This window comes from Methanobrevibacter arboriphilus, assembly GCF_019669925.1.
GTDB classification, from domain to species: domain Archaea; phylum Methanobacteriota; class Methanobacteria; order Methanobacteriales; family Methanobacteriaceae; genus Methanobinarius; species Methanobinarius arboriphilus_A.
In genome coordinates this window covers 2,077,003-2,102,725 of sequence record NZ_AP019779.1, presented here as the reverse complement: position 1 = coordinate 2,102,725, position 25,723 = coordinate 2,077,003, and the positions used below count along the sequence as shown (strand labels likewise).

General features: G+C 24.5%; 21 protein-coding genes. 10 read left to right on the top strand and 11 right to left on the bottom strand.

Going from position 1 to position 25,723, the window contains the following annotated elements; genetic code table 11:
• Window positions 1-203 precede the first annotated feature (203 nt).
• From MarbSA_RS09200 to MarbSA_RS09185, 4 genes are all read left to right on the top strand, one after another.
• Window positions 204-707: a Lar family restriction alleviation protein gene (locus MarbSA_RS09200; RefSeq protein ID WP_221061470.1), complete on the top strand. Its 504-nt coding sequence runs from the start codon at window positions 204-206 to the stop codon at window positions 705-707.
• 159 nt (window positions 708-866) lie between these two features.
• Window positions 867-1,109, top strand: coding sequence for a hypothetical protein (locus MarbSA_RS09195; RefSeq protein WP_054835764.1), 243 nt, complete (start codon window positions 867-869; stop codon window positions 1,107-1,109).
• Between the two features lie 641 nt (window positions 1,110-1,750).
• Complete coding sequence (locus MarbSA_RS09190; RefSeq protein WP_221061469.1) at window positions 1,751-2,965, top strand: GMC family oxidoreductase N-terminal domain-containing protein; 1,215 nt, start codon at window positions 1,751-1,753, stop codon at window positions 2,963-2,965.
• A gap of 224 nt (window positions 2,966-3,189) precedes the next feature.
• Window positions 3,190-4,011 (top strand): succinylglutamate desuccinylase/aspartoacylase domain-containing protein, encoded by an 822-nt coding sequence (locus MarbSA_RS09185; protein ID WP_244987868.1) that lies wholly within the window; start codon window positions 3,190-3,192, stop codon window positions 4,009-4,011.
• A 199-nt stretch (window positions 4,012-4,210) separates the two neighbouring features.
• Here the strand turns inward: MarbSA_RS09185 and pyrI are convergent, their stop codons facing one another.
• The 11 genes from pyrI to MarbSA_RS09130 all read right to left on the bottom strand — a co-directional run bounded on the left by pyrI (window position 4,211) and on the right by MarbSA_RS09130 (window position 21,027).
• On the bottom strand, window positions 4,211-4,672 hold the full coding sequence (pyrI, locus tag MarbSA_RS09180; RefSeq protein WP_042703431.1) for an aspartate carbamoyltransferase regulatory subunit: 462 nt from the start codon (window positions 4,670-4,672) through the stop codon (window positions 4,211-4,213).
• 216 nt (window positions 4,673-4,888) lie between these two features.
• Window positions 4,889-6,700, bottom strand: a complete 1,812-nt coding sequence (gene ade / locus MarbSA_RS09175) for an adenine deaminase (protein WP_221061468.1) — start codon at window positions 6,698-6,700, stop codon at window positions 4,889-4,891.
• A gap of 240 nt (window positions 6,701-6,940) precedes the next feature.
• Window positions 6,941-8,167 (bottom strand): ornithine cyclodeaminase, nickel-pincer nucleotide-dependent, encoded by a 1,227-nt coding sequence (locus MarbSA_RS09170; RefSeq protein WP_042703429.1) that lies wholly within the window; start codon window positions 8,165-8,167, stop codon window positions 6,941-6,943.
• A gap of 193 nt (window positions 8,168-8,360) precedes the next feature.
• Window positions 8,361-9,590, bottom strand: coding sequence for a peptide chain release factor aRF-1 (prf1, locus tag MarbSA_RS09165; RefSeq protein WP_221061467.1), 1,230 nt, complete (start codon window positions 9,588-9,590; stop codon window positions 8,361-8,363).
• Between the two features lie 598 nt (window positions 9,591-10,188).
• The gene (locus tag MarbSA_RS09160; RefSeq protein ID WP_042703427.1) at window positions 10,189-10,806 is read right to left on the bottom strand and encodes an orotate phosphoribosyltransferase-like protein; all 618 of its coding nucleotides are present in this window, start codon (window positions 10,804-10,806) and stop codon (window positions 10,189-10,191) included.
• 444 nt (window positions 10,807-11,250) lie between these two features.
• A complete protein-coding gene (locus MarbSA_RS09155) occupies window positions 11,251-12,210 on the bottom strand; it encodes a Gfo/Idh/MocA family protein (RefSeq protein ID WP_221061466.1) in 960 nt (319 codons plus the stop codon).
• A gap of 550 nt (window positions 12,211-12,760) precedes the next feature.
• On the bottom strand, window positions 12,761-13,630 hold the full coding sequence (hemC, locus tag MarbSA_RS09150; protein WP_054835333.1) for a hydroxymethylbilane synthase: 870 nt from the start codon (window positions 13,628-13,630) through the stop codon (window positions 12,761-12,763).
• A 253-nt stretch (window positions 13,631-13,883) separates the two neighbouring features.
• Window positions 13,884-16,079, bottom strand: a complete 2,196-nt coding sequence (locus MarbSA_RS09145; protein WP_244987867.1) for a heavy metal translocating P-type ATPase — start codon at window positions 16,077-16,079, stop codon at window positions 13,884-13,886.
• Between the two features lie 309 nt (window positions 16,080-16,388).
• Window positions 16,389-18,227 (bottom strand): coenzyme F430 synthase, encoded by a 1,839-nt coding sequence (gene cfbE / locus MarbSA_RS09140; protein ID WP_221061465.1) that lies wholly within the window; start codon window positions 18,225-18,227, stop codon window positions 16,389-16,391.
• Between the two features lie 127 nt (window positions 18,228-18,354).
• Window positions 18,355-20,253: a bifunctional NADP phosphatase/NAD kinase gene (locus MarbSA_RS09135; protein ID WP_221061464.1), complete on the bottom strand. Its 1,899-nt coding sequence runs from the start codon at window positions 20,251-20,253 to the stop codon at window positions 18,355-18,357.
• Between the two features lie 309 nt (window positions 20,254-20,562).
• Window positions 20,563-21,027, bottom strand: coding sequence for a pyruvoyl-dependent arginine decarboxylase (locus MarbSA_RS09130; protein ID WP_054835965.1), 465 nt, complete (start codon window positions 21,025-21,027; stop codon window positions 20,563-20,565).
• Window positions 21,028-21,884: 857 nt separating this feature from the next.
• On the opposite strand from MarbSA_RS09130, the gene MarbSA_RS09125 reads away from it, so the two are divergent.
• The 6 genes from MarbSA_RS09125 to MarbSA_RS09100 all read left to right on the top strand — a co-directional run bounded on the left by MarbSA_RS09125 (window position 21,885) and on the right by MarbSA_RS09100 (window position 25,681).
• The gene (locus MarbSA_RS09125) at window positions 21,885-22,106 is read left to right on the top strand and encodes a histone-like protein (RefSeq protein WP_042703420.1); all 222 of its coding nucleotides are present in this window, start codon (window positions 21,885-21,887) and stop codon (window positions 22,104-22,106) included.
• Between the two features lie 663 nt (window positions 22,107-22,769).
• Entirely contained in the window at window positions 22,770-23,159 is a 390-nt protein-coding gene (locus MarbSA_RS09120) for a translation initiation factor IF-5A (protein ID WP_042703418.1), read from the top strand.
• A gap of 581 nt (window positions 23,160-23,740) precedes the next feature.
• Window positions 23,741-24,019: a DUF6364 family protein gene (locus tag MarbSA_RS09115; RefSeq protein WP_221061463.1), complete on the top strand. Its 279-nt coding sequence runs from the start codon at window positions 23,741-23,743 to the stop codon at window positions 24,017-24,019.
• Between the two features lie 4 nt (window positions 24,020-24,023).
• Window positions 24,024-24,419, top strand: coding sequence for a type II toxin-antitoxin system VapC family toxin (locus MarbSA_RS09110; protein WP_054835849.1), 396 nt, complete (start codon window positions 24,024-24,026; stop codon window positions 24,417-24,419).
• A gap of 165 nt (window positions 24,420-24,584) precedes the next feature.
• The gene (locus MarbSA_RS09105) at window positions 24,585-24,908 is read left to right on the top strand and encodes a hypothetical protein (RefSeq protein ID WP_221061462.1); all 324 of its coding nucleotides are present in this window, start codon (window positions 24,585-24,587) and stop codon (window positions 24,906-24,908) included.
• 290 nt (window positions 24,909-25,198) lie between these two features.
• Entirely contained in the window at window positions 25,199-25,681 is a 483-nt protein-coding gene (locus MarbSA_RS09100; protein ID WP_221061461.1) for a hypothetical protein, read from the top strand.
• Window positions 25,682-25,723 lie beyond the last annotated feature (42 nt).

Here is a 25,723-nt window from a genome sequence, read left to right as displayed (position 1 = left end):
TAGGAACATATTAGCTAAAAATGATTTAATTAGAGATAAATAAATTAAAACTAATTTAAAATGATTTGATCAGAAATAGTCTAATTAAGAATAGTTTAATTAAAATTAATCAAATTAGAGATGATTTAATTAATAAACAATTTTAAAATAAACAATTTAAATCAAGATTCAATCTATAAAATACTAAAAAGGAGTATAAAACTTTGAAGATTACTAATAAAAAATTCTTTATAGGAATTTCTTTAATAATTATAATGTCATTACTTTCCATATCATCAGTGGCAGCAGATACAATTACAGTAACTGCAAAGCCAAGTGCAAAAAGTAGTTTGCCATACAAAGATTATACAATAACTTGGGAAAATCACTGCCCCCTGTGTGGACATGATGGAACATTAGTATTTAATCCTAAAGGAACTTATGAAGGAGAACTAACTTGTTCACATTGTGGAGCGGATTATTGTGCAGTTACAGGAAAAGATAAAAATTGGAATGGACCTAGAGCCTATTTAAAAGTTTTTAAAGAAACAGATAGCCAAAACAACTCTGAACTAAATAAATCTGAACTAAATAATTCTGAAATTCATAATTCAGATGAAAGCTATTATAGCTCTTATCCAAATTTGATTTTTAGAAGCTTTATAATGAATGTCATAAACATTACATCATATTCACAGAATACAATGTTAGTTAATGTAATTGATTAAAAATTCTAAAAAAGTAAAATCCAAGTTTAATATTTATCTAATATACTAATTATAATTTAATGATTCTTATTTAATAATTTTAGTATTCAAAAAGATTAATATTAAACTGATATCTAAATATAATATGTTATTATTATTTTAGATAAGTATAATTATTTTATGTTAAATTTTAGATTAATTCGTGAAAATACAAAAAATATTTATATTAATACTAACTTAAAAAAAGATGTAAGTGTTGATTTTAATACAATTATAAAATTCTTAAAATCTTATAAAATTAACACAAAATTTAACACAAGAGGTGAAAAAATGCAAATTGAACTCGATTTACAACATTTTTGTTGTGGTCCAAAAGGCTGCGAAATCGAAATCACCTATGGTGAAATGATGGACGCAGAATAAGTTTTTAATTATGTAATATAGTATATTAAATTATTAATATAGCTAATTAATATTATTTACATTTAATATATTTTATAAAATATAATTATACTTGCATTTACATATCATTTATTTAGTAGATAAAAATCTACTTTTATTTTTATATTATTTTAAAAATTTCTAAAATAAAAATATAATAGAAAATATAATAAAATACTTACTTATAAAGAACTATATAAAATATTTACAACTATATTAAACCATTGTAATACTATTAATTATAAATGTATTAATGAAGGTATCACTTATAAAAATATTATTTATAAAATTATAACTATTTTTCAAATATTTTTAGAAATAATTAATATAATTAGTATAATTAATATAATTAATAAAATTTCATTTCTAATTTTAACAATATAACATTTTATTTCTAATTTTAATATAGATCTAAATCTTAATAACCTAAATTTTATATAAATCTATTTATTCATAATACATTTGATAAATTTAATATAATCATAAATTACATTAATATAAAATATCAGCTAAGATAAAGATAAAATAAGATAAGAATAAAATTTTATATTGTTAAAATTAAAAATAAAAAACACTTAAAAATATTTATAAAAAATATTATAAAATGAAACAGGAAGTATAAGATGGTTGTTATTATCGGATCTGGAGCAGGTGGTGGAATACTAGCTATGGAACTATCTAAAAAAGGTATTCCAGTAACAATAATCGAAAAAGGCCCCAGTATAAATTTAAGTGATGCTTTTAGATATTACGATCCTTCTGATGATAAGGTGGATATTTTAAAAACAAGCTGTGCAGGTGGGACAACAACAGTTTCTGCAGGAAATGCTATCAGAGTTCTTGAAAAAGAATTGGAAAATATGGGAATTTCAATATATGAAGAATTAAATGAAGTAGAAATATTATTATCAGTTCATGATATGGATGATGATCATTTTGGAATAGGTAATAGGAAATTTATTGAAACATCCAAAAAACTTAACTTAACCCCTATAAAAATGCCGAAATTTATTAAAGATGAAAAATGTATACCTTGTGGTAAGTGTGCATTTGGTTGTCCTAGAGATGCGAAATGGACATCAATAGAATTTATAAATCAAGCGATTGAAAATGGGGCTGTTTTTCTAGATAATACTGAGGTAATAAAAATAATTGTAGAAGCTGATCAAGTAAAAGGAGTTATTGTTAAAAATAAAAAAAATGAAGAAGAATTAATCTTTTCAGATATAGTTATATCATCTGCTGGAGCTATAAATACAGCTAAATTACTTCAAAAATTAGGTTTGCCTGCTGGGAAAAAATTATTTATGGATCCTTTTGTAACAATAGGAGGAATAATTAAAGATATTGGATTTAATAAAGAAGTTCAAATGAATAGTCTCATAAAAGGAGAAAATTACATTCTTGCACCACATTATGCAAGTTTTATTGCAAATGAACTTAAAAAGAATGATATTGAAGAGTCTGATATTTTTAGTATTATGGTTAAAATACCTGATGATAGTTTTGGGCAGATAAAAGATGGAAAAGTGATTAAAGAAAACTCTGAAAAAGATGTTAGATTTATAGCTGAAGGTTCAGCTGTTGCAGGATCTATTTTAATAAATTCAGGAGTTGATCCTAAATCTATCATTTCAACAAATCTTAGAGGAGCTCATCCAGGAGGAACAGCAGCTATTGGAGAAGTTGTTGATTTGAATCTTGAAACAAAGATTAAAGGATTATATGTTAGTGATGCCAGTGTTCTACCAAAAGCACCAGGAGCACCACCAATTTTAACTATATTAGCATTATCAAAAAGGCTTTCTAAACATTTAATATCAACATTAAAACATTGAAAATAATAATAAAAATAACAATATAAAACTTATAATAAAAAATAATAAAAAAGATAGATATAATAAAAGAAAAAATAAAAATAATAAAAATAAAGAAATAAAAGTAATAATATTTCTAGTAAAAATCACTGCAAAGGATAAATATAACCTAATTATAAAAGATAACTATAAAAAATAAATATAAAAAATTTAAAAAAATTGGAGGAAAAATTATAATAAATAACATGAAAAATATTAAAATTAATAATAATTTTAAAAGGATACTTATAGTATTAATAATATTATCAATTTTTTTAATTGGAATACAGGCAGCATCAGCAGCTACACCTACAGTTACAGTTGAAAAATGGGGTACTGGAGGAGATGTTACAAAAAACAGCTTAATAAAAAAGAATATTCCAAAATCAGATATTTCAACTAAAGTTATTAAAGCTGCAAAAAAAGGAACACCAATAGTTAAATTTGGAAATGGTAAAGGTAAAAAAACGCTTATTGTTTCAGGAGTTCATGGAAGTGAGCTTTCATCACAGGTTGCATCAATGAAGCTTATAAATTATCTAAGTAAAAAGAAAAATATAAAAGGAACAATATATGTTATACCATTCGTAGCTCCAAAAGCAACTGCCAAGAATCAAAGATTCTATAATGGTAAAAATTTAAACTCTATAGCTAATAAAAAGGGTAGTGTAACTAATAAAATAATGTTATTTGCAAAGAAAAATAAGATAGATGCAGTAGGAGATTTCCATTGTACGATGCCTGGAGGAAACCCTGGTAAAAATATAATAATGGGTACAAAAGTTCCAACATTGAAAAGTGCTAGAATGGCAATTGGAATTTCAAGATTAATAAAACAGCCTTATAGAAATTATCTTATAGCTGGTAAAGAATATCCAGGAGCTCTTGAAGATGTTTTAAATTTAAAAGGTATTCCTGCTGTTACTTGCGAGGTTAAAACTCCACATGGAAAAATAGCTTCAGGAAGTATAACTGCTTCCCTAAGACAGATGCTTGGATTTTTAAAGTATAATAAAATTATAGCCTAATTATAATAGAATTAAAAGCTAATTCTAATAAAATTATAATCTAGTTATAATTTAAATAATTTAACTATAATTTCTAATTTAATTATAAGTAATATAATTAATCATTACATAAATTAATTATATAAAATTATAATTAATTATATAAAACTATAAAATTAATATTATATAATTATAACCAAAAATATTAAAGATACAATCACTAAAACTGTTTATCTATTTCTTCAGCATCGATTAATCGTTCACAGTAATGGCATCTTAAAAGTATTGGTGAAGTTTTTATCAAATGAAATCTAGATTCAATTGGTTCATTAGCATTTGTAATACAATTAGGATTGTTACATCGAATGATTGATTTTAATTCTTTCATAAAACGGACTTTATCCTTTGCAACTACTTTATAATCCCTTATTATGTTTATTGTAGCTTCAGGAGCAAGTAAAGCAATTTGATCAAGTTCTGAAGAATCAAGTTCTCTTTTTTCTATTTTTACTATGTCTTTTCTTCCAGCTTTACCAGAAGAAACATTCATAGCTAATGTAACATTAATATCTTCATTAGGAAGCCCTAAAATTTTCAAAACATGGAGAGATTTATTAGCTGTAATATGATCAATAACAGTCCCATTTTTAATTGGCTCTACTTTCATTTCAGGTTTTTTCATGAAAATATATTTGAATTAAATTTTATTTATAATTTTTTATTTAAAGTTACTTACAGAATAATACTAAAATATTTATTAAATATATTCATTAAAAATATGTATTTATTAAAGAATGTTTATTGAAAATTACTTATAACAAATTAATTTAATCAGAATTAGTAATCCAATATAGAACTATAAAAAATAAAACCAATAAAACAAAAACCAGTTTAATCTTTAATTATTAGTATTAGTCAAATCAACAAAAGAAAATTCATCCACATCAAACAATCCTTTATCACTTAATCTTAAGCTAGGAATAACCAAAAGAGATACAAAGGATAATGTCATGAAAGGAGATTCTAGTGTACATCCTAAAGTTTTAATTATTTTGTTAATTTCATAAAGCTCTTTTGAAACAGATCCAATGTCTTCATCACTCATAAGACCAGCTATTGGAAGTTTTAATATTTTTTCAACATCATCATAAACGATAGCTAAGCCTCCTTTATTTTTAGAAATTAGATTTACAGCCTTTGCCATATATTCAGATTCTGTTCCTAAAACAACAATATTATGAGAATCATGAGCAACACTTGAAGCCATAGCTCCATTTTTCAGATTAAATCCTTTAATAAATGCATTCGAAATATTATTATTCCCATATCTTTCAACAACAGCTAACTTCAGAATATCTTCTTCAATATTTTCTTTAATAATTCCTTCTTCAACTTTGAGGTCTTTATCAATTTTTTTAGTGATAATTTCACCATCAATAACCTCAATTACTTTTGTGTTAATATAGAAAATAGGATTATTAGAACTATTAGAATTAAAGTTTACATGAACATTAAAATCATCAGAATTCTTCTCATTCAATACAAAAGTATTTTTAAAAGATGGCTTTTGAGATTTAATAAAAGAAACTCCATCTTCAGCTACAATTTCTCCATTAATAATTGTTTTTTTAATATTGAAATCATCAAAATTGTCGATTAAACAAAAATTAGCTTTTCTTCCAACTTCAATTGCACCTGAATTAAGATTATAATGTTTAGCAGGATTAATTGTAACCATTTTAATAGCTTCTATATGATCGATTCCAAGAAAAATTGCTTTTTTTATAAGAACATTTAAATGTCCGTCTTTTAAGTCGTTAGGTTCCTTATCATCAGTAACTAAAAAATCAAAAATTGGGTTTTTCAAAATTTCCCCAAAATCATCAACTGAAACTGCTCCAAAAAAATCTTGATTTGAACAAAGACCAATTCTATCTTTTATATTAAAAAGAGCTTCCATATTTTTAGCAGAAGACCCCTCCCTTACCATAATTTTCATACCAAGTTTCTTTTTCTCAATAGCTTCATCAAAACTTATAGACTCGTGATCAGTTGAGGGACCCTGAATCAGATTTTTATTATCAAAATCATCATCTAAAAAAACATTAACATATTTCTCTAAATCAGCTCCAGACAATAAAGGAGCATGACCATCAATAGGTATATTATATTTTTTAGCAACCTTTAATTTATCAATAACATTTTTATCATTGTTAATAACTCCAACAAAGTTCATAACTTCCCCTAAAGATACAACTTCATCCATTTTTAAAAGTTCTTCAATAGCTAAACTATCTAAACAGGCCCCACTAGTTTCAAAGTTAGTAGCTGGAACACAAGAAGGAGCAGAAAAATAAAAATCAAAAGGAACTTTAGATGCATCATCAATCATAAATTCAACACCTTCAATTCCAGCAACATTAGCTATTTCATGAGGATCAGCTATAACTGAAGTAGTTCCAAAAGGAACAACTGCTTTTGCAAAATTAGATGGTGTTAAAAGAGAACTTTCAATATGAATATGAGCATCAATGAAACCTGGAACTAAAATTCCATCGAAATCAAGTTCTACACCATCATTTTCAAGATTAGAAATAGGATTAACACTAACAATATAACCATCTTCTATAGATATTTCACTAGGATAAATTTCATTTGTGAAAACATCTAAAATGTTTGCTTTTATTGAATTAAATTTTTTAGGATTCATAATATCAAAGATGAGAAAGAATAGTTATTTAAAAATAAAAATATTAATAAAAATATTAATAAAAATATAAATAAGAATATTAATAAAAATATTAATAATAAATTTAATTAATAATACTTATTTAAAATGATTATAATTGTTCAAAATTATGATGATAATTATTCCAAATGATCATAATAGTTATAATATGAAAAAATCTTTAAAAATACTTTAATAATATAAAGAAATATATAGAGATCATTATTTTTCTAATTCATTATATAAAGTTGGTAAAAAAGCACCAATATCAGTTACAACACTTAAAACTTGAGCACTTCCCCTATCAGCTAATTTTGTAACTGTTGCAGGATTAATATCAACACAAACACTTTTTACTCTTGAAGGTAGGATATTCCCAGTGGCAATAGAATGTAACATAGTAGCTATCATAATAACCATATCAACATCCTTTGAATATTCCCTCATCATCTCTTGAGCTTCAATTACATCTGTTATAACATCTGGAAGTGGACCATCATCACGTATAGATCCTGCTAAAACAAATGGAACATTATTTTTAATACATTCATACATTATTCCACCTGTTAAAGTTCCATCATCAACAGCTTCTTTAATAGATCCAGAACCATTGATAGTATTAATAGCCCTCATATGATGGGTGTGACCACGACTAACAACTTCTCCTGTTTTTACACATACTCCGAGAGATGTTCCATAAAGAGCATTTTCAATATCATGAGTAGCTAACGCGTTTCCTGCGAAAACAACATCAATATATCCTTCCTTAATCATCTTAGCCATTAAATCAGCAGATCCCGTATGAACAATAGCTGGACCTCCAACTATAGCTATTTTTCCACCTCTTGATTTAATTTCTTTAATCTCTGAAGCTATATTTTCAATAATACTCATCAAAGGCTTTTCTGAAGAAACTTCACTATTCATAAATTCAAAAACACCCTGTTTACCTCTTGGACGTTCTGGAGGAGTTACACGTATCCCTTCTCTCCCTACAACAATTAAATCTCCTTTTTTTATCCTTCCAATTGGCTTACAATAAGCTTTACCACTATTATTTTCATCAATGTCAATAATAATCATACAATCCATTTCAATATTTTCAACAAGTAACCAGTTCCCATTATGTAAAACATGCGTAACATGATTGGTGGTTGAATAAAAATTATCTGGAGCAACTTTATCATTAGGAGAAGCAACTAATTTAACTTCTTCTATTGCTGAAATTGTAGCTCCTATTTCACTAAGTTCATCTAATATTTGATTTAAAAGAGAGGGAGAATCCGCTGAAACTATAATTTTAGCTCTACTTACATCAGACTTTCTTTTTCCAACATTTAAATCGATTATTTTAAAATCTCCTCCTTGATCCATGATAATATCAAGGGTTTTTGGAAGAATTAAAGAATCTATAATATGTCCAAACAGTTCTATTTCTCTTTGATTCATGCATAAATCTCCTTACTGAATTATATAATCAAATAATCATAATATGATTAATCATTAGTTAATAAGCTTAGTTTTAATAAATTAAATCTAGAATATTCAGGTATATATCTTATTTATATCCTAACTATATCCAGTATATCCTATATTTATATTCTACCTATTATATTCTACTTATACTATTTATATTATATATTTATGTCCTATATCTTAAAATAGCTCCTATTCCACCAAATGCTTTAAATAATTGCATTCCTTCTTCTGTTTCAGTTGAAATTATTTCAACATCAGAACCTAACTCTTCAGCCATTTCTACAAAATCATCAACAAGATCCTTAACTTCAGAAACCTTCATTTTCTCATTACATTTTTCACATATAAGTTCTTCACCAGCTTTAGGGTCTTTATAAGTTATTTGAACTTTGTTTCCACAATTTAAACATTCCATAGTTGATCTTGTTTTAATAAGATCTTCAGAAAGGAGTAATGTATCAACAGCCCCCATTTGAAGATTTTTTCTTACTTCATCTTCACCATAAGAAGCTAAGCCACGTTCATCAATCAATTCTTTAAGAAATTTCTGAACAAGTTGTTTTTCTTGCATAACATCCATTTCTTCTAAAATATCCATAGATTTATCAATAACTTCCCTTATCCCAAATTCGCCAGTATAAGAAGTATCAACAGTAGCTATAACTTTATTCTTAAGTTCATATTGAAGATAATCCCCTTTAAGAAATTCTTCTTTTGTATGGCCAGGACCTCCTAAAATAATTCCTTTAAGGTCTTCAATGCCTAAAAACGCATCATTCATATGATCCCCAATACGTTTTTTAAACTCGTGTGCAGCTAAATCGATTAAACGATCAAACCTTCTTTGAGATTGACCCCCTGCTTTATGTTTTCCAGGGACACCACTAGTTAAATGTTTTAAGATATCAACCCTTTTTCCTTTAAGAGTAGCTATAGTAGCTTCTTTTCTATCAATAACAGCTAAACCATAAACTTCTTTAACATCCATCATATGTTGTAATGGCTCTAAAAAGAATTCTGAGTTACAGTGATAAGTATAAGTTTGAATAGGTTCTGGAGGTTCAAAAATAAAAGTCTCCATCTTCTCAGTACCTGGACCTCCCTTAGGTATCATTCCAACAAATAGAACTAATCCTTTTTCAGGAGGTTTAGGGAATAATCTAAGTCTTTGAACAATAACTTCAATAGCAGACTGAACATTTTTCTTTGTTTGTTTACTTTTGATGTTTGCACTTTGACTTAATTCTTCACGCATATGTTTAGTAACATCACTAATTTGACGATCTGGAGGTATATAAACTGATACTAACTCAGTACCTCTCCCTTTTTTTTCTGATAATTCTTTAAGAGTTCTTTTAAATTCATATAATTCTTTTGAAGATACTTCTGACAATATATTCACTCCATGATAAAAAGTACAATAATACTATAATTAAAATTATATTATAATTATGAATATAATTATTTATGATTATAATATTAATTATAATTAAATATTAAATCATAAAAAGATGTAATGATTAGAAAAAGATTCATTTTAATAACTTTTTCATAACTTTTAAAAACTACCTTTAAAAAATATTTTTATAAATTATTTTTATAAATTGTTGTTATATATTATTTTTATAGATTATTTGGAATATTATTATTAATAAAATCACTAATATTATAGATTTTATTAGTATTATAGATTTAATAATAAATTTATACTTTTATTAGATTTGTAAAAACTCCAATATATAATTTAATATTATAATTTAAAATCTTAAAAATATTATTAAAATTTTGAAAATATCTAGAATCTTAAAATATTATTATAATAAAACATTATCATGATTATTTTATTTTAAATATTGCTAAAAAATTAATAATAAAAAAATGGATAAAAAATTGAAATTTAAAAAAATAAAAACTAAAAAATTAAAGATATAAAATAAATTAATATTATAAAAATTAATCTATTTTTAAAAAATAAATTGCTTTTAAAATAATCAACCTAATCTATTAACTTTTATTAAAGATTCTACAGGAACTCCTTCAATTTCTGAAATTCCAACCTTATCAATTAATACAGTTACAGCTATAGGTTCTGCTCCTTGAGCAATCAATGCATTAATAACTTCTTTCACAGTCCTACCACTAGTTATAACATCATCAACGATTATAACTTTTTTACCTTTAACTTGAGCAAAATTTTGGCTGATTGCTCCTTCTTGATCCTTATCTTTATCTTTTCTATGTTTTATAGGGTGAAATACAGATAATGAAGTTTCAAAGCCTTCCTCTATCTCTAAAAAATCAGCCATCATTGTTGCAAAAGGTATTCCACTTACAGCTATACCTACAATAACATCTGCCTGGCCATAATTTAAAGTCATGTCACTTAATGCTGCAGAAACATACCTAAGCCTACTTGAACTTCCACCTAAACTATTCCAATTAATAGCAAAGTCAATAGGAGTATCTTCTGGTTTTTCTTTTTCATCGAGTTTCTGCATGGATAACCATCGAGCTGTGTCCATTGAAACATTTAGCTCATCAGCTATTTCTCCAACCGTAAAACCACGCCTTCTAAGTTCATGAGATTTTTTTACTAAATCTTGTTTCATTTTTACACCAATTGAAAATAGTTCTAAATTAAAAATAAGTAAACCATAATTACTTAAAAATAAAGTTAATTTAAATAATAAAACTAATTTAATTATTTTGTTATTTCGTTTATAATATATTTAATTAATTTAATACATTAAATAATTTAGCATAAAATAGATAATTTAGTATAATAATTAAATTAATTAATGTAATTAAATGTAATTAAAATTAATGATAATTAAAATATTATGATAATAATCAATATTATGATAATTAAAATATAGAAGAATAAAATGAAAAATAATAATTCAATATGAGACTAATAATAATTTAATATTGGAGTTAATAGTAATTTAATATTGAATTAATAATAATCTAACCTTTAATTGATTATTAAGTGGTTAATTTAAGTAGTTAATCTCTTAGGGAGAAAATCTAATTATCAAATAATTATAGATCAATTAACCATTAAGTTCATCTAACTTAACAGGTAATTGTTCTTTTGAAGACATGTTTGCAGCTAAAACCATTTTAAGAGCATTCAACCCATCTTCACCAGTAATCTCCATATCTTTATTATCCATAATTGAATTTAAGAAAGAGGTTATTTCATATTTTAATGGTTCTTCCCTCTGAATATCTACCTTTTGTGCAAATTTTCCAGCTACATCTACACTTTGATCCATATAATCAATGGATATTATCCCATCAGTTCCTGTAATCTCTAATGCACGTCTTTTATAAGGAGTTAACCAGTTAACTTCTAAAATACCAGTGATTCCATTAGCAAATTTTGTCATAATTTCAGCATGATCTTCATATTCACATTTTTCAAGAATACTACCCATAGTTGCATAAACTTGAGTTACATCATCATCAAATAAATAATACATAACATCTAAATCATGAATAGCAAGATCAATAGCTACACCAACATCTTTAATCCTTGGAGGAAATGGACCAACTCTCTTAGCAGATGCAGAAACCACATCACCAATAATATCCATTTCAATAAGTTCTTTTGCTTTCTGAACTGCAGGATTGAATCTTTCAACATGCCCAGTACTTAGTTTAACACCTTTTTCTTTAGCAGCTTCTATCATCCCTTCAGCTTCATTTAAGGTAAATGCAATAGGTTTTTCTACTAAAACATGCTTTCCATGCTCTATTGCAGCCATTACAACATTATAATGATGAGTAGTTGGGACACAAACACTTACAGCTTCAATTTCTGGATTTTTTAATAAATCCATATAATCATTATATCCTTTAGTATCATATTTTTTAGATACTTTAGACAAAGTAGATTCACTTACATCAGAAACCCCAATAAGATTTGCATTGTCCAACCTATAATAAACACGAGCATGGTTATAACCCATTGCTCCAACCCCAATAACTCCTACATTAACACTATTCACAACTAATCCTCCCTATTAAAAATAATATAATTATTAATCTGAATATTTCATGAAAAATAATATTTTTCATGTTAAACTATAATATATAACAATTTTAACATTTTTTTTACAAAAACTAAAACATTTAAATTAATCCTTTTAAATTAAACATTTTTAGTCAATATTTTTACCAATATTTCTTTACTAATATTTCTTTACCAATATTTTTAGCAGACATTTATAGAATATTAGCAAATATTTATAAATCATGCCACTATTAGACTAATAAACTATAAATATTGAAAATTATTATATATAACTAATAAAAAGCCATTATAATAAATAATACATTAATATATACAAATAATAGGATAAATTAAATTATAATAAATGTATAATTAATAACAGCAATAAAATAACAATATTAAATCCAAAATTAATAAAAAAATAGAAATTAATATAAGAAATATTAATTTATATTAAAATAATATTAATTTCTAGACCATACTGTATTTATAATAATTTAAATATTATAATTATAACTTATACTTGATGACATATAAACTTAATCTTAAATAAATTCTTTCATGTCTCTAGCAAGCTTTTTACCTAAATCCTCAGCTTCACCAATAGAAGATTTAAGTTTAGCTTTATGAAGTATTTCTCCTTTTTGAGTCAATAATATAGAATAAAGGCTTAATTCACTCCCATTTACCCTAGCTATTGATCCTAAAGGCCATTGACACCCAATACCTAATTCTTTAAGAACAGTTTTTTCTGCTAAAACTTCTTGTTCTGATTCATAATGATTCAATTTCCGTATAGTGTCTTTAACTGGAGAATCTTTTCTAGTTATTATAGCTAAAGCTCCTTGACCAGCAGGAGGAGTTAAATAATCAAGAGAAAATCTATTTTTAATACACTCTGTAAGACCTAATCTATTTAAACCAGCTTCTGCCATTATAGTAGCATCAACTTCACCATCTAAGACTTTTTCAACACGAGTTCCAATGTTCCCCCTAATAGGTTTCAATTCAAGCCCTTTTTCATACATATTACAAAAAGCTTCTCTCCTTAAACTACTAGTTCCTAAAGTTGAACCCTTTTTAAGATCTTCCCAAGAATAATTTGATACTAAAACTTCATTTGGAGACTCTCTTATTGGAACTGCAGCTATTTCAAGATCTTCATTAAGCTCAGTTGGAACATCTTTTAAACTATGAACTGCAAAATCTACTTCTTCCTCTAAAACAGCCCTATCTAACTCTTTTGTAAAAAGTCCTTTAGAATCCATATTATAGAGTTGAGATGTGGTTATCTTATCACCAGTAGTCTTTATGATTTTAGTTTCAACCTCATTATTTGTCAAATCAAACAAACGATTTCTAATATAATTTGTCTGTGTTAAAGCAAGTTCACTACCTCTAGTTCCAACAATCAATAAATCATCCCCAATTCAAAAAAGAATTGTAATTAAAATAAATAATAATCTGATAAGTACTAAAATAAAAAAAATTTTATAAATAATAAAAATTTCATTTTTAAACTTATAAAAATAAGAATTTCTACATATAAAAATTTCATTTTTAAACTTATAAAATCAGATATTTTATAAATAATATATTTTTATGTTGATATAAATTTTTTCATTAAAATAATAATTAACTGAAATAATAATTTTTTAATAAATATCCTCAAATGTCCTTCAATAACATTGCATTAATAGCAACTAGAATTGTACTTAAAGACATTAGTACAGCTCCAATAAGTGGATTAAGCATGAATCCAAAAGGAGCTAAAACTCCTGCAGCCAGTGGTAATGCAATTACATTGTATCCCGCACCCCACACAAGATTTTCATTCATCTTTCTTGTTGTTTTACCTCCTAAATCTAAAAATTTAATAATATCCAAAGGATTACTTTTTACCAATATAACATCAGCAGAATCTATAGCTACATCAGTTCCTGAACCTATAGCTACTCCAATATCTGCTGCTACCAAACTCGGCGCATCATTTACACCATCACCAATCATCATTACAGTAAATCCAGATTCTTGATACTTTTTAACTATCTTTTCTTTATCTTCTGGAAGAAGCTTTCCAAAAACATTTTGAATTTCTAATTTTTTAGCAACTAAATTTGCAGTTTCTTCATTATCCCCTGTAAGCATAACAGGTATAATATTACGTTCTTTAAGAGAATCAATCATTATTTTAGATTCTGATTTAATTTCATCCCCTTGAGAAATAAAACCCAAAAGATCATTACTCTTATTTAAAATATAGCTAATAGAATTACCGCTTTCTGCAAGCTTTTTAAATTTTGATTTATCATAAGATATACTTTTTTTATCTAAATAGGTTACAGACACTATTTTAAATTCTTCACCACTAATCTCACCAGTTAAACCAATTCCAGTTTTTTGATAAGTATTATGTGCTCTTTCATAGTCTAATTCTTTTTCTTTTACTTTAGATAATATACCTATAGCTAATGGATGATTAGATCCATCTTCTAATCCAGCAGCTATTTTTAAAATAGTTTCATCAGTAATATCATCATTTAAACTTCCATATTTAGTTACTTTAAAGTTTCCTTCAGTTAATGTACCTGTTTTATCCATCAAAGCATATTTTAACTTTTTAACTCGTTCAAAAGAAGTTCTATTTCTAAATAAAAGTCCATTATTAGCTCCAATAGAAGTACTCCTAGCTACTACAAGAGGTATAGCTAATCCTAATGCATGAGGACAAGCGATAACAAGAACAGTAACAGCTACAGAAAATGCAACACTGATATTTTCTACAAAATACCAAGAAGTAAAAGAAATTATTCCTAAAATAATAGCTACATAAAATAATGTTCTTGCAATAATATCTGCCATTGTTTCTCTTTTTGATTGTTCTTTTTGAGCTTCAGAAACCAATTTCTGTACTTGTGCTAGATAACTTGTTTCCCCAGTACCAGTTATCTTAATCTGTATATTTCCTTCTCCATTAACTGAACCTCCAATAACTTTACTATTAATATCTTTTGTTATTTGTTTAGACTCACCAGTTACCATAGACTCATTAATACTTGTATTACCTCTAATAACAATTCCATCTGCAGGAATCTTCTCTCCAGCCCTTGCTTCAACTATATCATTTTCTTTTAATTTATCAATATCAACATCGATAATCTTCCCATTTTCAAGTTTATGAGCCTTTTTAGGAAGCAGTTTAGCTAATTTATTAAGTGCAGAACCTGCACTCATTATTGAATTCATCTCTATTATATGTCCAAGTAACATTATATCTATTAAAGTAGCTAATTCCCAGAAAAAATCATGAACCATAGGATGTACATGAAATATATTGTTTGCAAAAACAGAATAAAGACTATAGAAATAAGCTACTGTAATTCCCATAAATATTAAGGTCATCATTGCAGGTTTTTTATTTCTTAGCTCTTCTTTTGAACCAGTAAAAAAAGGTTGACCTCCATAAAAATAGATTATAGATCCTATAACCAAAACAACCCAATATGAACCTGGAAAGCTAATTTGAAATGGCATCTCCATTCCCATCATTGGAGATAGTAATATGGTTGGAATTGTTAAGATTAAAGAAACCCAAAATTTCTTCTTAAGGTCTTCCATATCCATCATACCCATTCCAGCATGATCCATATGCTCATGACCCATATCATCCATTTCATCATGACCCATATGCTCATGACCCATATCACCCATATCACCATGATCCATATGCTCATGACCCATATCATCTATCTCATCATGATTCATATGTTCATGGTTTTTATCCATATTCTTATGATTCACATTTTCATGACCCATATCCTCTTTGGACATAGTGTTTCTATTATGGTTGTCTTTCTCATCCATAAAAATACCCCAGTTAAGAATCTATTTAAGAATTATTTTTGATTTAAAGAAAAATTATCAAATTATATACCATTATTATAAAATGGCTAATTTCAATTTATTACTCTATTATATGTATTTATAATTTAATATATTTTTCATAATTTTTAAATAATAAATAATAAGTAATAAACAATAACTAAATAAGTAATAATGAAATACTATTAAATACAATTATATAAAAATAAATAAAAAATAAAATCATAATAATAAAAGTATCGTGATAAGAGTATTATACATAATAGTACTATTATAAAAAAATTTATAGAATTATCTTTTGTTTATTTGAGAATAATTAGAACGATAAATAAAAAGAATATTCTTATTATTAGATATAATTTTTTTTTGAGCTTCAATAGGATCTTTAATAACTTCAACATTATTAGACATCTTTTTTTCTATTTCAATCCCTAAATCATCAGTTAATATTAAATCAAACCATTTATCTGTATCTTTACCTATTTCAACTTCACCCATCTCATATTTATTCATTTCAACTTTATTCATTTCAGCTTTATTTGTAATCTTTGATTTATCTAAAAAATTATCTAGAAGGGTAGCTACACTATTTTCATCAATTTCTTCACAAGTAACACCATATTTACCTCCTAAAATAATAGTATAATCACTTAAATCATTAATCATTTTGATAGAGCTTTCAATAGCTTTAGTATTAATCCCCGGGTTAATTTCTTCAATAATAATAGACCCATTTTCTTTTTTTAATGAAGTCCTTCCTTTAATACCATTAAAGTTAGCTAAACCATCTTTAATATCATCCAAGCTAAGACCTAATGATAAAGAAACAGTGACAGCACATAAAACATTTGAAACATGGTGTTTTCCTGGAGCAAAAGTATCAATAGACAATGATCCTGAGATATTTTCACCAGAAATAGTCTTTATATTTTTATAAGATATCTCAATAGAAGTATTATTTAATCCATAATTAACCCTATCAGCGGTTACATTAGAAGAATCATTGTATAAACTAAAAGTATTAGATTTAGATAGAATATTTTTAAAGTTATAATCATTTCCACCATGTTCAGATCCAATGTAATAATCATCTAATGTTTCTTTTTCAATAGCAACTATATCACAATCAAAAACTTGTTTTTTCGCATTTCTTGCATTTGAAGTATTTTTAGCTATAGGATAGTTTTCTACAAGGTTAGTTAATACACCAACATCACCTAATCCAGTAACTCCCAATGAACTTTCAAAAATACAAGCACCATATTCAATATCATTGCACAAATCAGTGCTTAAATTATTAACTAAATCATCAATTGTTACACAATCAGAATTATCAACTTTTTTAGCCATATTTATGGTTTCTAATATGCTTGCAGGAGTTATACTAATATTCTTTTTTAAAGTTATTTTTTTACCTTTTTTATAAAAACAAGACCCAAGACTACTTAAAACAAGAGGATCCTTTTTAAGTAAAATCTCTTTAAGCATAGCTACAACACTAGTTTTACCTTTAACACCAGTAACTTCAACAACAGGAATATTTTTAGTAGCTATATATCTTTTCCACTTATTTAAAATTAATTCAACTGCTTTATGATGAGTTATCTCATTTATAGAAATACCAACAGAATCATTATGATTATAATTATAATTATCATGAATATTATGAATATCAATATTATTAATACTGTTATTGAGATTATTATTAATACTACTAATATTATTATTAATATTACTTTTAATATTATTTTTTATATTATATTTTATATTATTGATAGTATTATTGATATTATTATTGATATTATTATTGATATTATCGTCATTATTGTTATTAATAGTATTATTTTTAAAATTATTAATATTAGAAACTTTAAAAGGAGAATGAATAGGATTAACTATTAAAATATCTATATTATTTGAATTACTAATGTTTAAATTATTAAAATAACTATTAACATCATTTTGATTATTTATAACATTTATATTATGAAACTCAAGCAAACTCGCCTCTTCTTCCTTTAGAGTATTGTAAATATCATAAGCAGCAATATTATTAAATACTCCTAATTTTTTAAGACCGATTGCAATTTTAACTCCACCATGAGTTAAATCAATAACCAATACATCCATGTTTAACAAAACCAAAATAATCTATAAAAATATACAATAACATAACCAATTAAACCATAACCAATTAGCAATATTAATTAATCATTATCAATTAATGATCTACAACTAATTAATCCACCTATTGAAACTAAAAACAAACTCTATCTGAACCTGACCCACCTTCAGTTAGCTTTTCTTTAACTTTTTGATAGAAGTATTTATCAGTTGTTCTGATAAAACAAACATCATTTTCAGATCTTACAAATCTTAATTCTTCAGAATCATCAATTTCTTGGCTAACTTGACCATCCATAACAAGAACAGCTTTTTTACCTTTTTTAAGAAGTTTAACTTTAATCTCACTTTTATCAGAAACAACAAATGGCCTTAAACCTAATTTATATGGACATATTGGAATTATAATAAAAGCCCCTACTTTTGGATCTACGATAGGACCTCCTGCAGACATAGAATAAGCAGTTGAACCACTAGGAGTAGAGAGTATAAGTCCATCAGCTCTAAATTCCTCTACAATCTCACCATCCACTCTAACTTCAAAATTTAACATTTTAGCTGGTTTTTCAGTCATTATCACAACTTCATTTAATGCTGTAAAAAGCTCTTTTCCATGAGAAACTTTCAGTTGAGTCCTTTTTTCCTTAAAATATTCACCTTTAAGAATAGTATCAATCTTTTTAAAAGAATTTTCAATATCTAATTCTGTTAAAAATCCAACAGTCCCTAAATTTATCCCTAAAATAGGAATTTCACTATTACTTAGCTTAGTTTGACCTCTTAAAAGAGTTCCATCACCACCAAGTGTTATTACCATGTCAACATCAAATTCTTTAATATCTGTTGCATATATATAATAATCATCTTTAAAAATTAAACCATGTAATTCATTAGCTATACCTTCATCATATTTAGAAATTTTAGCTATATTATCCTCAAGAGTAGATTCATCCATATTGAGCCCGGATAATTTTTTAGCTAGTGAATTTTCAATAGATATATCTATATTATTACTATCTAAAAATTGTATAAGTTTAGCTGAAAATAAAACAGCTTCAATTTTATCTAACCTACTTACAATTCCAACTCTTTTAATATCAAATGATTTATTATTGTTTATAGTGTTTATTATCTTTTTATGTAGTTTAGGATTACTTGAACCAATGACAATAGCTTTTTCAGATATACTTAATCTCTTTTTTAATTTATTTCCATTTTCATCAGTGATAACCGCACCAGATTCATTAGCTATCAGCATTGAAGCAGCTATATCTATTATCCTACTTCCCCTCATATCAATAAAAACATCATATTTACCATTGGCTATATAAGCTAATTCTAAAACAACAGACCCTAAAATCCTCATCCTTCTTACTTTTTTTATTAGATTAAAAACTCCATAACTATTATTTTTAACAAAAGCCCCTATGGATAAATTATTAATATTAGTTTCAGAATTGGGAGTCATTTTTTTATTGTTTAGCCAAGCCCCCTTTCCTTTAACTGCATGGTAATAATCTCCACTAGCAAAATTTTTAATAAAACCTAGCTCAATATCATCGAGAGAAACATATTCCTTATTAACCAGAGCAACAGCTATAGATATTCCATAAGCAGATATATTTTTTATAGCATTACTTGTTCCATCAAGTGGATCAACTAGAAATATAAATCTAGGATTATCTAGATCAAAGTTATCTAAACCTGAATTATTTAAATTAGAATTATTTTTAGAATCATAAACTCTTTTTAATTCATCAGATACATTAATATTCTTTACACTACCATTACCAATTTTTAATTCTCCTATTTCTTCACTAATTAAAATAGAAGTGAAATCAGTATTTTTTAATACTTTTATAACCTCTTTTTCAGCAATTAAATCAATGAAAGAAGTAGGTGTTCCATCAGCACCCATTTTAACAAATTCACCAGATTTATTATTTCCAACATGCTCCTTAATCTTTTTTTCAACATTTTCAATTATCTTATTGGAAATATTTTCACATAAATCAATGTCTTTTCTATTCATTTTATTGCCCCAAAAAAATCCTTTTTAAAAGATATTCTTCTTAAAATCCTTTTAAAAATATTTTAATTAATAATTATTCTTTATAATACTAACATTATTTATAATAATGTTATTTATAATATTAAAGGTTATTTATAGTACTAATTCTTGTTTATAATAACAAATTGTTGTTTATTTAAATATTAACTATTATTTACAATGATAAATTTATTATTTGTATGGATATATTTATTATTTTTATGAATATTAATTTTTATTTATAATAATAAGTATTATTTATATAAAATATTAAATATAAATCCATTGATTTTAATTATTATCAATAACTTCATCGTTTAAATAAACAACTGAAGCAACAACAGTACCTAATTCATCAACAGTATGATTAATTTCTTCTATAATTAATTCATTGATTGTTTCATTACGAATATCCATCATATAAGTAACCATTTCTTTAGCTTCTTTCCTAATCTCTTCAGGAGATTTATTAATCCCTGAATTTTCAACAACACAACCAAGATTATCTCCAATAGCTATAGCTATAGCAGAAGAAATTAAATCTCCTTTTTTATCTGAGCTTATTGTAGCTAATACACAATTAACCATAGCTCCTGCTTTTAATTTTGGAAGTAGACATAATTGAGTTTCTTTTTCTAACATGCTAGAAACCTTAATTAAATTAACATCCCCTATACCTGCTTCAATTAACGCATTATCAAATGAATTAAGTTTAGTTGGACCTTCTGCCTTTCCAGATACAATAGCAACCTTCATTTTATCACATAGTAAGCTTAATAAATTATTATATTTAATATTATTCTATTAAAAAGCATTTCATCGAATAATATTCCATTAAATAATATTATATTAAATATTATTTTACTAAAATAATATTAAAAATAAAATAATATTTAGTAAAATAGCAATTATTAAAATAATAATTATAATTTTATAAATTAATTTAAAATTTTTTAAAATTTTTAAAAAACCAAATTCAAATCAAATTATATTTAAATTATAATTTAAATTCAAAGTTCTATTAATATTAGAATTTCTACTTATTAATACATGTTCATATCTATTAATAAAAATATAAATAAACATATTAATAGAAAAATTAATAAAAGTATTAACAATTATTTTAATCATATTAATAAATGTATTACTATAATTATTAAAATAATAAATTAAAATAATAATTAAAATAATTACTAAAGATGTTATTATAATTAGGTATATTATTAAAATTACTACCTATATTACTATAATTACTAAAGAAATTGCTATGATCAATAAATTTATGAAAAAGCTAATTTTATTTATAAAAAAGCAAGAATTCCTTTAAAATCTTATAGAAACTTTTATATACTATTGTACTGAAATTAATTATATTACTTTAAAATAGTGAATATTCACTATTTAATTTAAAGTATATTGATCTTTTTATATATTATCCCGAGTTTAGATTTTCCATATTAAACTTTTTATAATTTTCAGAACAACTATCTCTTTAAATGGTATAAAAGCAGTATAAAATATGTAATATTAAACAATTATAAAAATAATAATCAAAGAGTTATAAAAAATTAATTAGGGATTTAAATCCATAATGTAATGTATAAGGTGAAAAAATGACAGATTTACCAAAAGCAACTGTAAAACGAATGATAAAAGAAGTAAATGATGAATTATTAATAAGTAATGATGGACTTAATCAGATTATAGAAGAAACAACAGAATTTATTAAAAAATTAACAGAAGAATCCTTTAAAAGTGCTAAGTCTAACAAGCGAAAAACTATTAAAACAAAGGATATTACTAATGCTAAAAAGCATTTTTACTATATAAGTTAACAATCTTTTCTATAACATTTTATACTTACTCTATACTTATTCTACTTCTTTTTAAATTCTTATTAATGATTATACTATTAAAATTTTTTATTATTTATAAAAATTTTCTATTTTTATAAGTTTAAAAATGAAATTTTTATTATTTATAAAAATTCTTATTTTTATAAGTTTAAAAGCGAGGTTTTCATTATTACAAAATTTCTGATTTTATAAATATAAAAATAAAGTTTTTATTATAAATAATTCCAAGAATTTCAAGAATTCTATTAAAAAATTCTATTAAAAAATAATATTAAAACTAATAGAATACTTTATATAAAACTTGATTAAATATATTATTAATCTAATTATATTACTTATATTAACTACATTTTTGTAAATTGAAGTTATATAAAGCTCCTAATAAAAATATGTGAAAACATAGTATTAGATATAGATACATAATATTAAATGTAAAAACATAGAATTAGGAGTAAATACATAGTATTAATCAATATTAGATTTATAAAAGATTATAAAAGGAAAATGCTTTTAATTAAAAATATTTTAAATTAAATATATCTTTAAATTAAATTTAGATTTAAATGAAATATATTTTTAATTAAATATTGACCCTTACAATAATTTTAACAAATATTATATCCTATATGTGGAGGAAAATTAATGTCAAAGAAAGTTGTTGAAGTGAAAACTTTAAAAGTAGGAAAATATGTAGTATTAGATGGAGAAGCTTCTAAAATAACCAGTTTATCAACTTCATCTCCTGGAAAACACGGAGCAGCTAAAGCAAGACTTGAAGCTGTTGGTATTTTTGATAACCAAAAAAGAAGTATTGTTAAACCAGTAGATACTAAAATTGATATTCCAATTATTGACAAAAGAGTTGGACAAGTATTATCTATCATGGGTAGCGATGTTCAATTAATGGATATGGAAAATTATGAAACTCTCGAACTTCCTATACCTGAAGAAATAAGAGATCAGATTGTTGAAGGTGCAGAAGTAGATTATATCACTGCATTAGGAAACATGAAAATAATGAGAGTTAAATAGATAAATAGCAAATTTATCTAATAATTCTTTTTTTATTATCTTAATATTTATTATCTTAATATATTTATTTTTAAACCCTATTATTTTTAAATTATTAATAAAATAACTCATTAAATCTAGTATTATCCAAATAATTAATATTTAGAGGATAAAATTGATATATAGATAATACTCATATAATAACACACCTTAACACATTTTAAATATCATTACTATTTTTACTTATTATTCCATTAATGAAAAAGCTTTAATTTTGCTTAATATTTTATTAAACTTTTTTTAAAAAATTTACAATACTTAATATCAATTAAACCAAATAATTCTAATTTTTATACCCTTATTTTATCTATATTATCTTTTAATAGATTATTTACTTTTATATACTTTTAAACTTTGCATCTCAAACTTTGCATCAGCTAATTCTTTAAGAAAATAAATATTTAAAAAAGTGTAAAATTTATTCTTTTATGTTAATGATAAAATATATATGTATTATGTAATATATAATATATATGTAATATGTATGTAATATATCATATATCATACAAAACATTACAAAAATCATATTAGAAGTGATAAATATGAAAACCAAAAATAGAACCACATTATTTATAGATTCTGAAATAATAGATACAATCAAACAAATAGCTATTAATAAAAATACCACACAAACAAAGATAATTAATGATTATTTAAAACAAGGAATAGAAAAAGAACCACAAAAAAACAAATCTAAACTTAAATTCATAGTAAAACCAGACCCTAATAAAAATATTGATGATGTAATAAGTAGTATTGAAGCACCAAAGGAATTTGATCCAGTAGAAGCAGTAAAAGAAATAAGAACAAGAAAAGGTTAATTTTATGATATTTGCAGATGCCAATTTTTTAATAGCTTTATTTGTCAAAGACCATAAATTTAATAAACGAGCTTTGAAAATATGGAATAAAATAAACCATGAAACTATTATTATATCCAATTCCATAATACTAGAGGTAATGACAGTTTTAAATATTAAGTTAAAGGTTTCAAAAGAACTATTAGAAAAAGTTTATAATAGATTAAACAGTGGTAAATTTGGAATAGTTGAGGATATAAATTTATATAATAATACTATGGAAAGAATGGTTAATTATCTTCCTAAAAGATTACCTTTTTTTGATTGTTTATATATTGAAATCATGAAAGAATTAGGAATAAACAAGATAGTAACATTTGATGAACATTTCAATATTGAAGATATAAAAATAATAGATTAATTATTAATATAATAAACATTACTTTTCAATAGCTATCAATATTATATTTTAAAATATTAAATAGGAAATAGAGAAAAATAAGCCAAATAATATGATTTATCCCTTAAAAAATAATAAAAATTAAAACTATATTATCAAAAAACAACAAAATTATAACATAGGGATGTGAAAACTATGTCAAAAATGTTAAATGAAGAATATCTGCTTAAATTAGCAGATGAAGTAGGAGAATGTGCTGCAGAATACAAAATGCTAAAAGGAAAACACAATTACTTTAAACACAAAATGCGTTATATGAAACAACACAATGAAGAAATGATGAAAAAAGAAATGACAGAAGAAATGAAAAAAGAAAAATATGAAAAAATGAAAGAATTCCACAAAAAACTTAATGCAGCAACAGAAAAATATATGAAACTAAAAAGAAAACTCAAAGTATGCTTAGTAATATATGAAAAACAAGGCCCAATAGAAATAAATGGGTTATAAATTTTTAAAATATTTAGATAATGATAAAAAAATAATCATTATCCAACTACTTTTTTTATTTATAATGATTCTTAATTTTAATATAAAAATATTATAAATAATAAATTAAATTAAATTCTTTTAAACACTACAAAAATAAAATTTAGTTTTATATTATACTACCAAGTTAGATTCAATAATTTTTTTTTTATTATAAACAAAATATTTATGTAGTATAAGTTAAATAGTATAGAATACAGAGAATACAAAATAGGGAGGGGAAGATTATTAATGATTTTTTTAAAAAAGAATTGCAAAATTTAAAAGACTTATTTAAAATATATAAAAAGACAAAAATAGAAATAGAAGAATTATGTATATCCGGTGGTTGGTATAACCCTCCTGATTTATATGATAAGCTTAATTATCATGAAAAAATAGCTGTTTATAGTTATGCTTATGGGTATGAGCGAAGTTTGCGTAACGATGATTTAACTGGTTTTGTAAGTATCATAACTGGATTAATATCTAATATATCAGCTTCTTTTGGAATGCCAACAAAGAAGGATATAAGAATAAAAAACAAATCAATAGATTTGTTAAATTCATTATCTGAAGTAGATGATGAAACAAAAGCGAAAGTATTAATAAGCTTTGTTCTGAAATTATATAAATCAGATAAAGAGCTTATAGTAAAAACTATAAGATTATCTGAAAAACATATAGAAAAAATAGAATCCTATGAAGGGAATAATTTTTCTGATAAACTTAGAAATTTGATTGATTCTATTTAACTTTATTTTTTTTATTATATTTAATTTATATATTAAATAAAA

Bases quoted from the DNA above. Each gene is read 5' to 3' on its own strand.
- MarbSA_RS09195 (WP_054835764.1), top strand. From the start codon at position 867: ATGTTAAATTTTAGATTAATTCGTGAAAATACAAAAAATATTTATATT.
- MarbSA_RS09190 (WP_221061469.1), top strand. From the start codon at position 1,751: ATGGTTGTTATTATCGGATCTGGAGCAGGTGGTGGAATACTAGCTATG.
- MarbSA_RS09185 (WP_244987868.1), top strand. From the start codon at position 3,190: ATGAAAAATATTAAAATTAATAATAATTTTAAAAGGATACTTATAGTA.
- pyrI (WP_042703431.1), bottom strand. From the start codon at position 4,672: ATGAAAAAACCTGAAATGAAAGTAGAGCCAATTAAAAATGGGACTGTT.
- ade (WP_221061468.1), bottom strand. From the start codon at position 6,700: ATGAATCCTAAAAAATTTAATTCAATAAAAGCAAACATTTTAGATGTT.
- MarbSA_RS09170 (WP_042703429.1), bottom strand. From the start codon at position 8,167: ATGAATCAAAGAGAAATAGAACTGTTTGGACATATTATAGATTCTTTA.
- MarbSA_RS09160 (WP_042703427.1), bottom strand. From the start codon at position 10,806: ATGAAACAAGATTTAGTAAAAAAATCTCATGAACTTAGAAGGCGTGGT.
- MarbSA_RS09145 (WP_244987867.1), bottom strand. From the start codon at position 16,079: ATGGATGAGAAAGACAACCATAATAGAAACACTATGTCCAAAGAGGAT.
- cfbE (WP_221061465.1), bottom strand. From the start codon at position 18,227: ATGGATGTATTGGTTATTGATTTAACTCATGGTGGAGTTAAAATTGCA.
- MarbSA_RS09135 (WP_221061464.1), bottom strand. From the start codon at position 20,253: ATGAATAGAAAAGACATTGATTTATGTGAAAATATTTCCAATAAGATA.
- MarbSA_RS09130 (WP_054835965.1), bottom strand. From the start codon at position 21,027: ATGAAGGTTGCTATTGTATCTGGAAAGGCAGAAGGTCCAACTAAACTT.
- MarbSA_RS09125 (WP_042703420.1), top strand. From the start codon at position 21,885: ATGACAGATTTACCAAAAGCAACTGTAAAACGAATGATAAAAGAAGTA.
- MarbSA_RS09120 (WP_042703418.1), top strand. From the start codon at position 22,770: ATGTCAAAGAAAGTTGTTGAAGTGAAAACTTTAAAAGTAGGAAAATAT.
- MarbSA_RS09115 (WP_221061463.1), top strand. From the start codon at position 23,741: ATGAAAACCAAAAATAGAACCACATTATTTATAGATTCTGAAATAATA.
- MarbSA_RS09110 (WP_054835849.1), top strand. From the start codon at position 24,024: ATGATATTTGCAGATGCCAATTTTTTAATAGCTTTATTTGTCAAAGAC.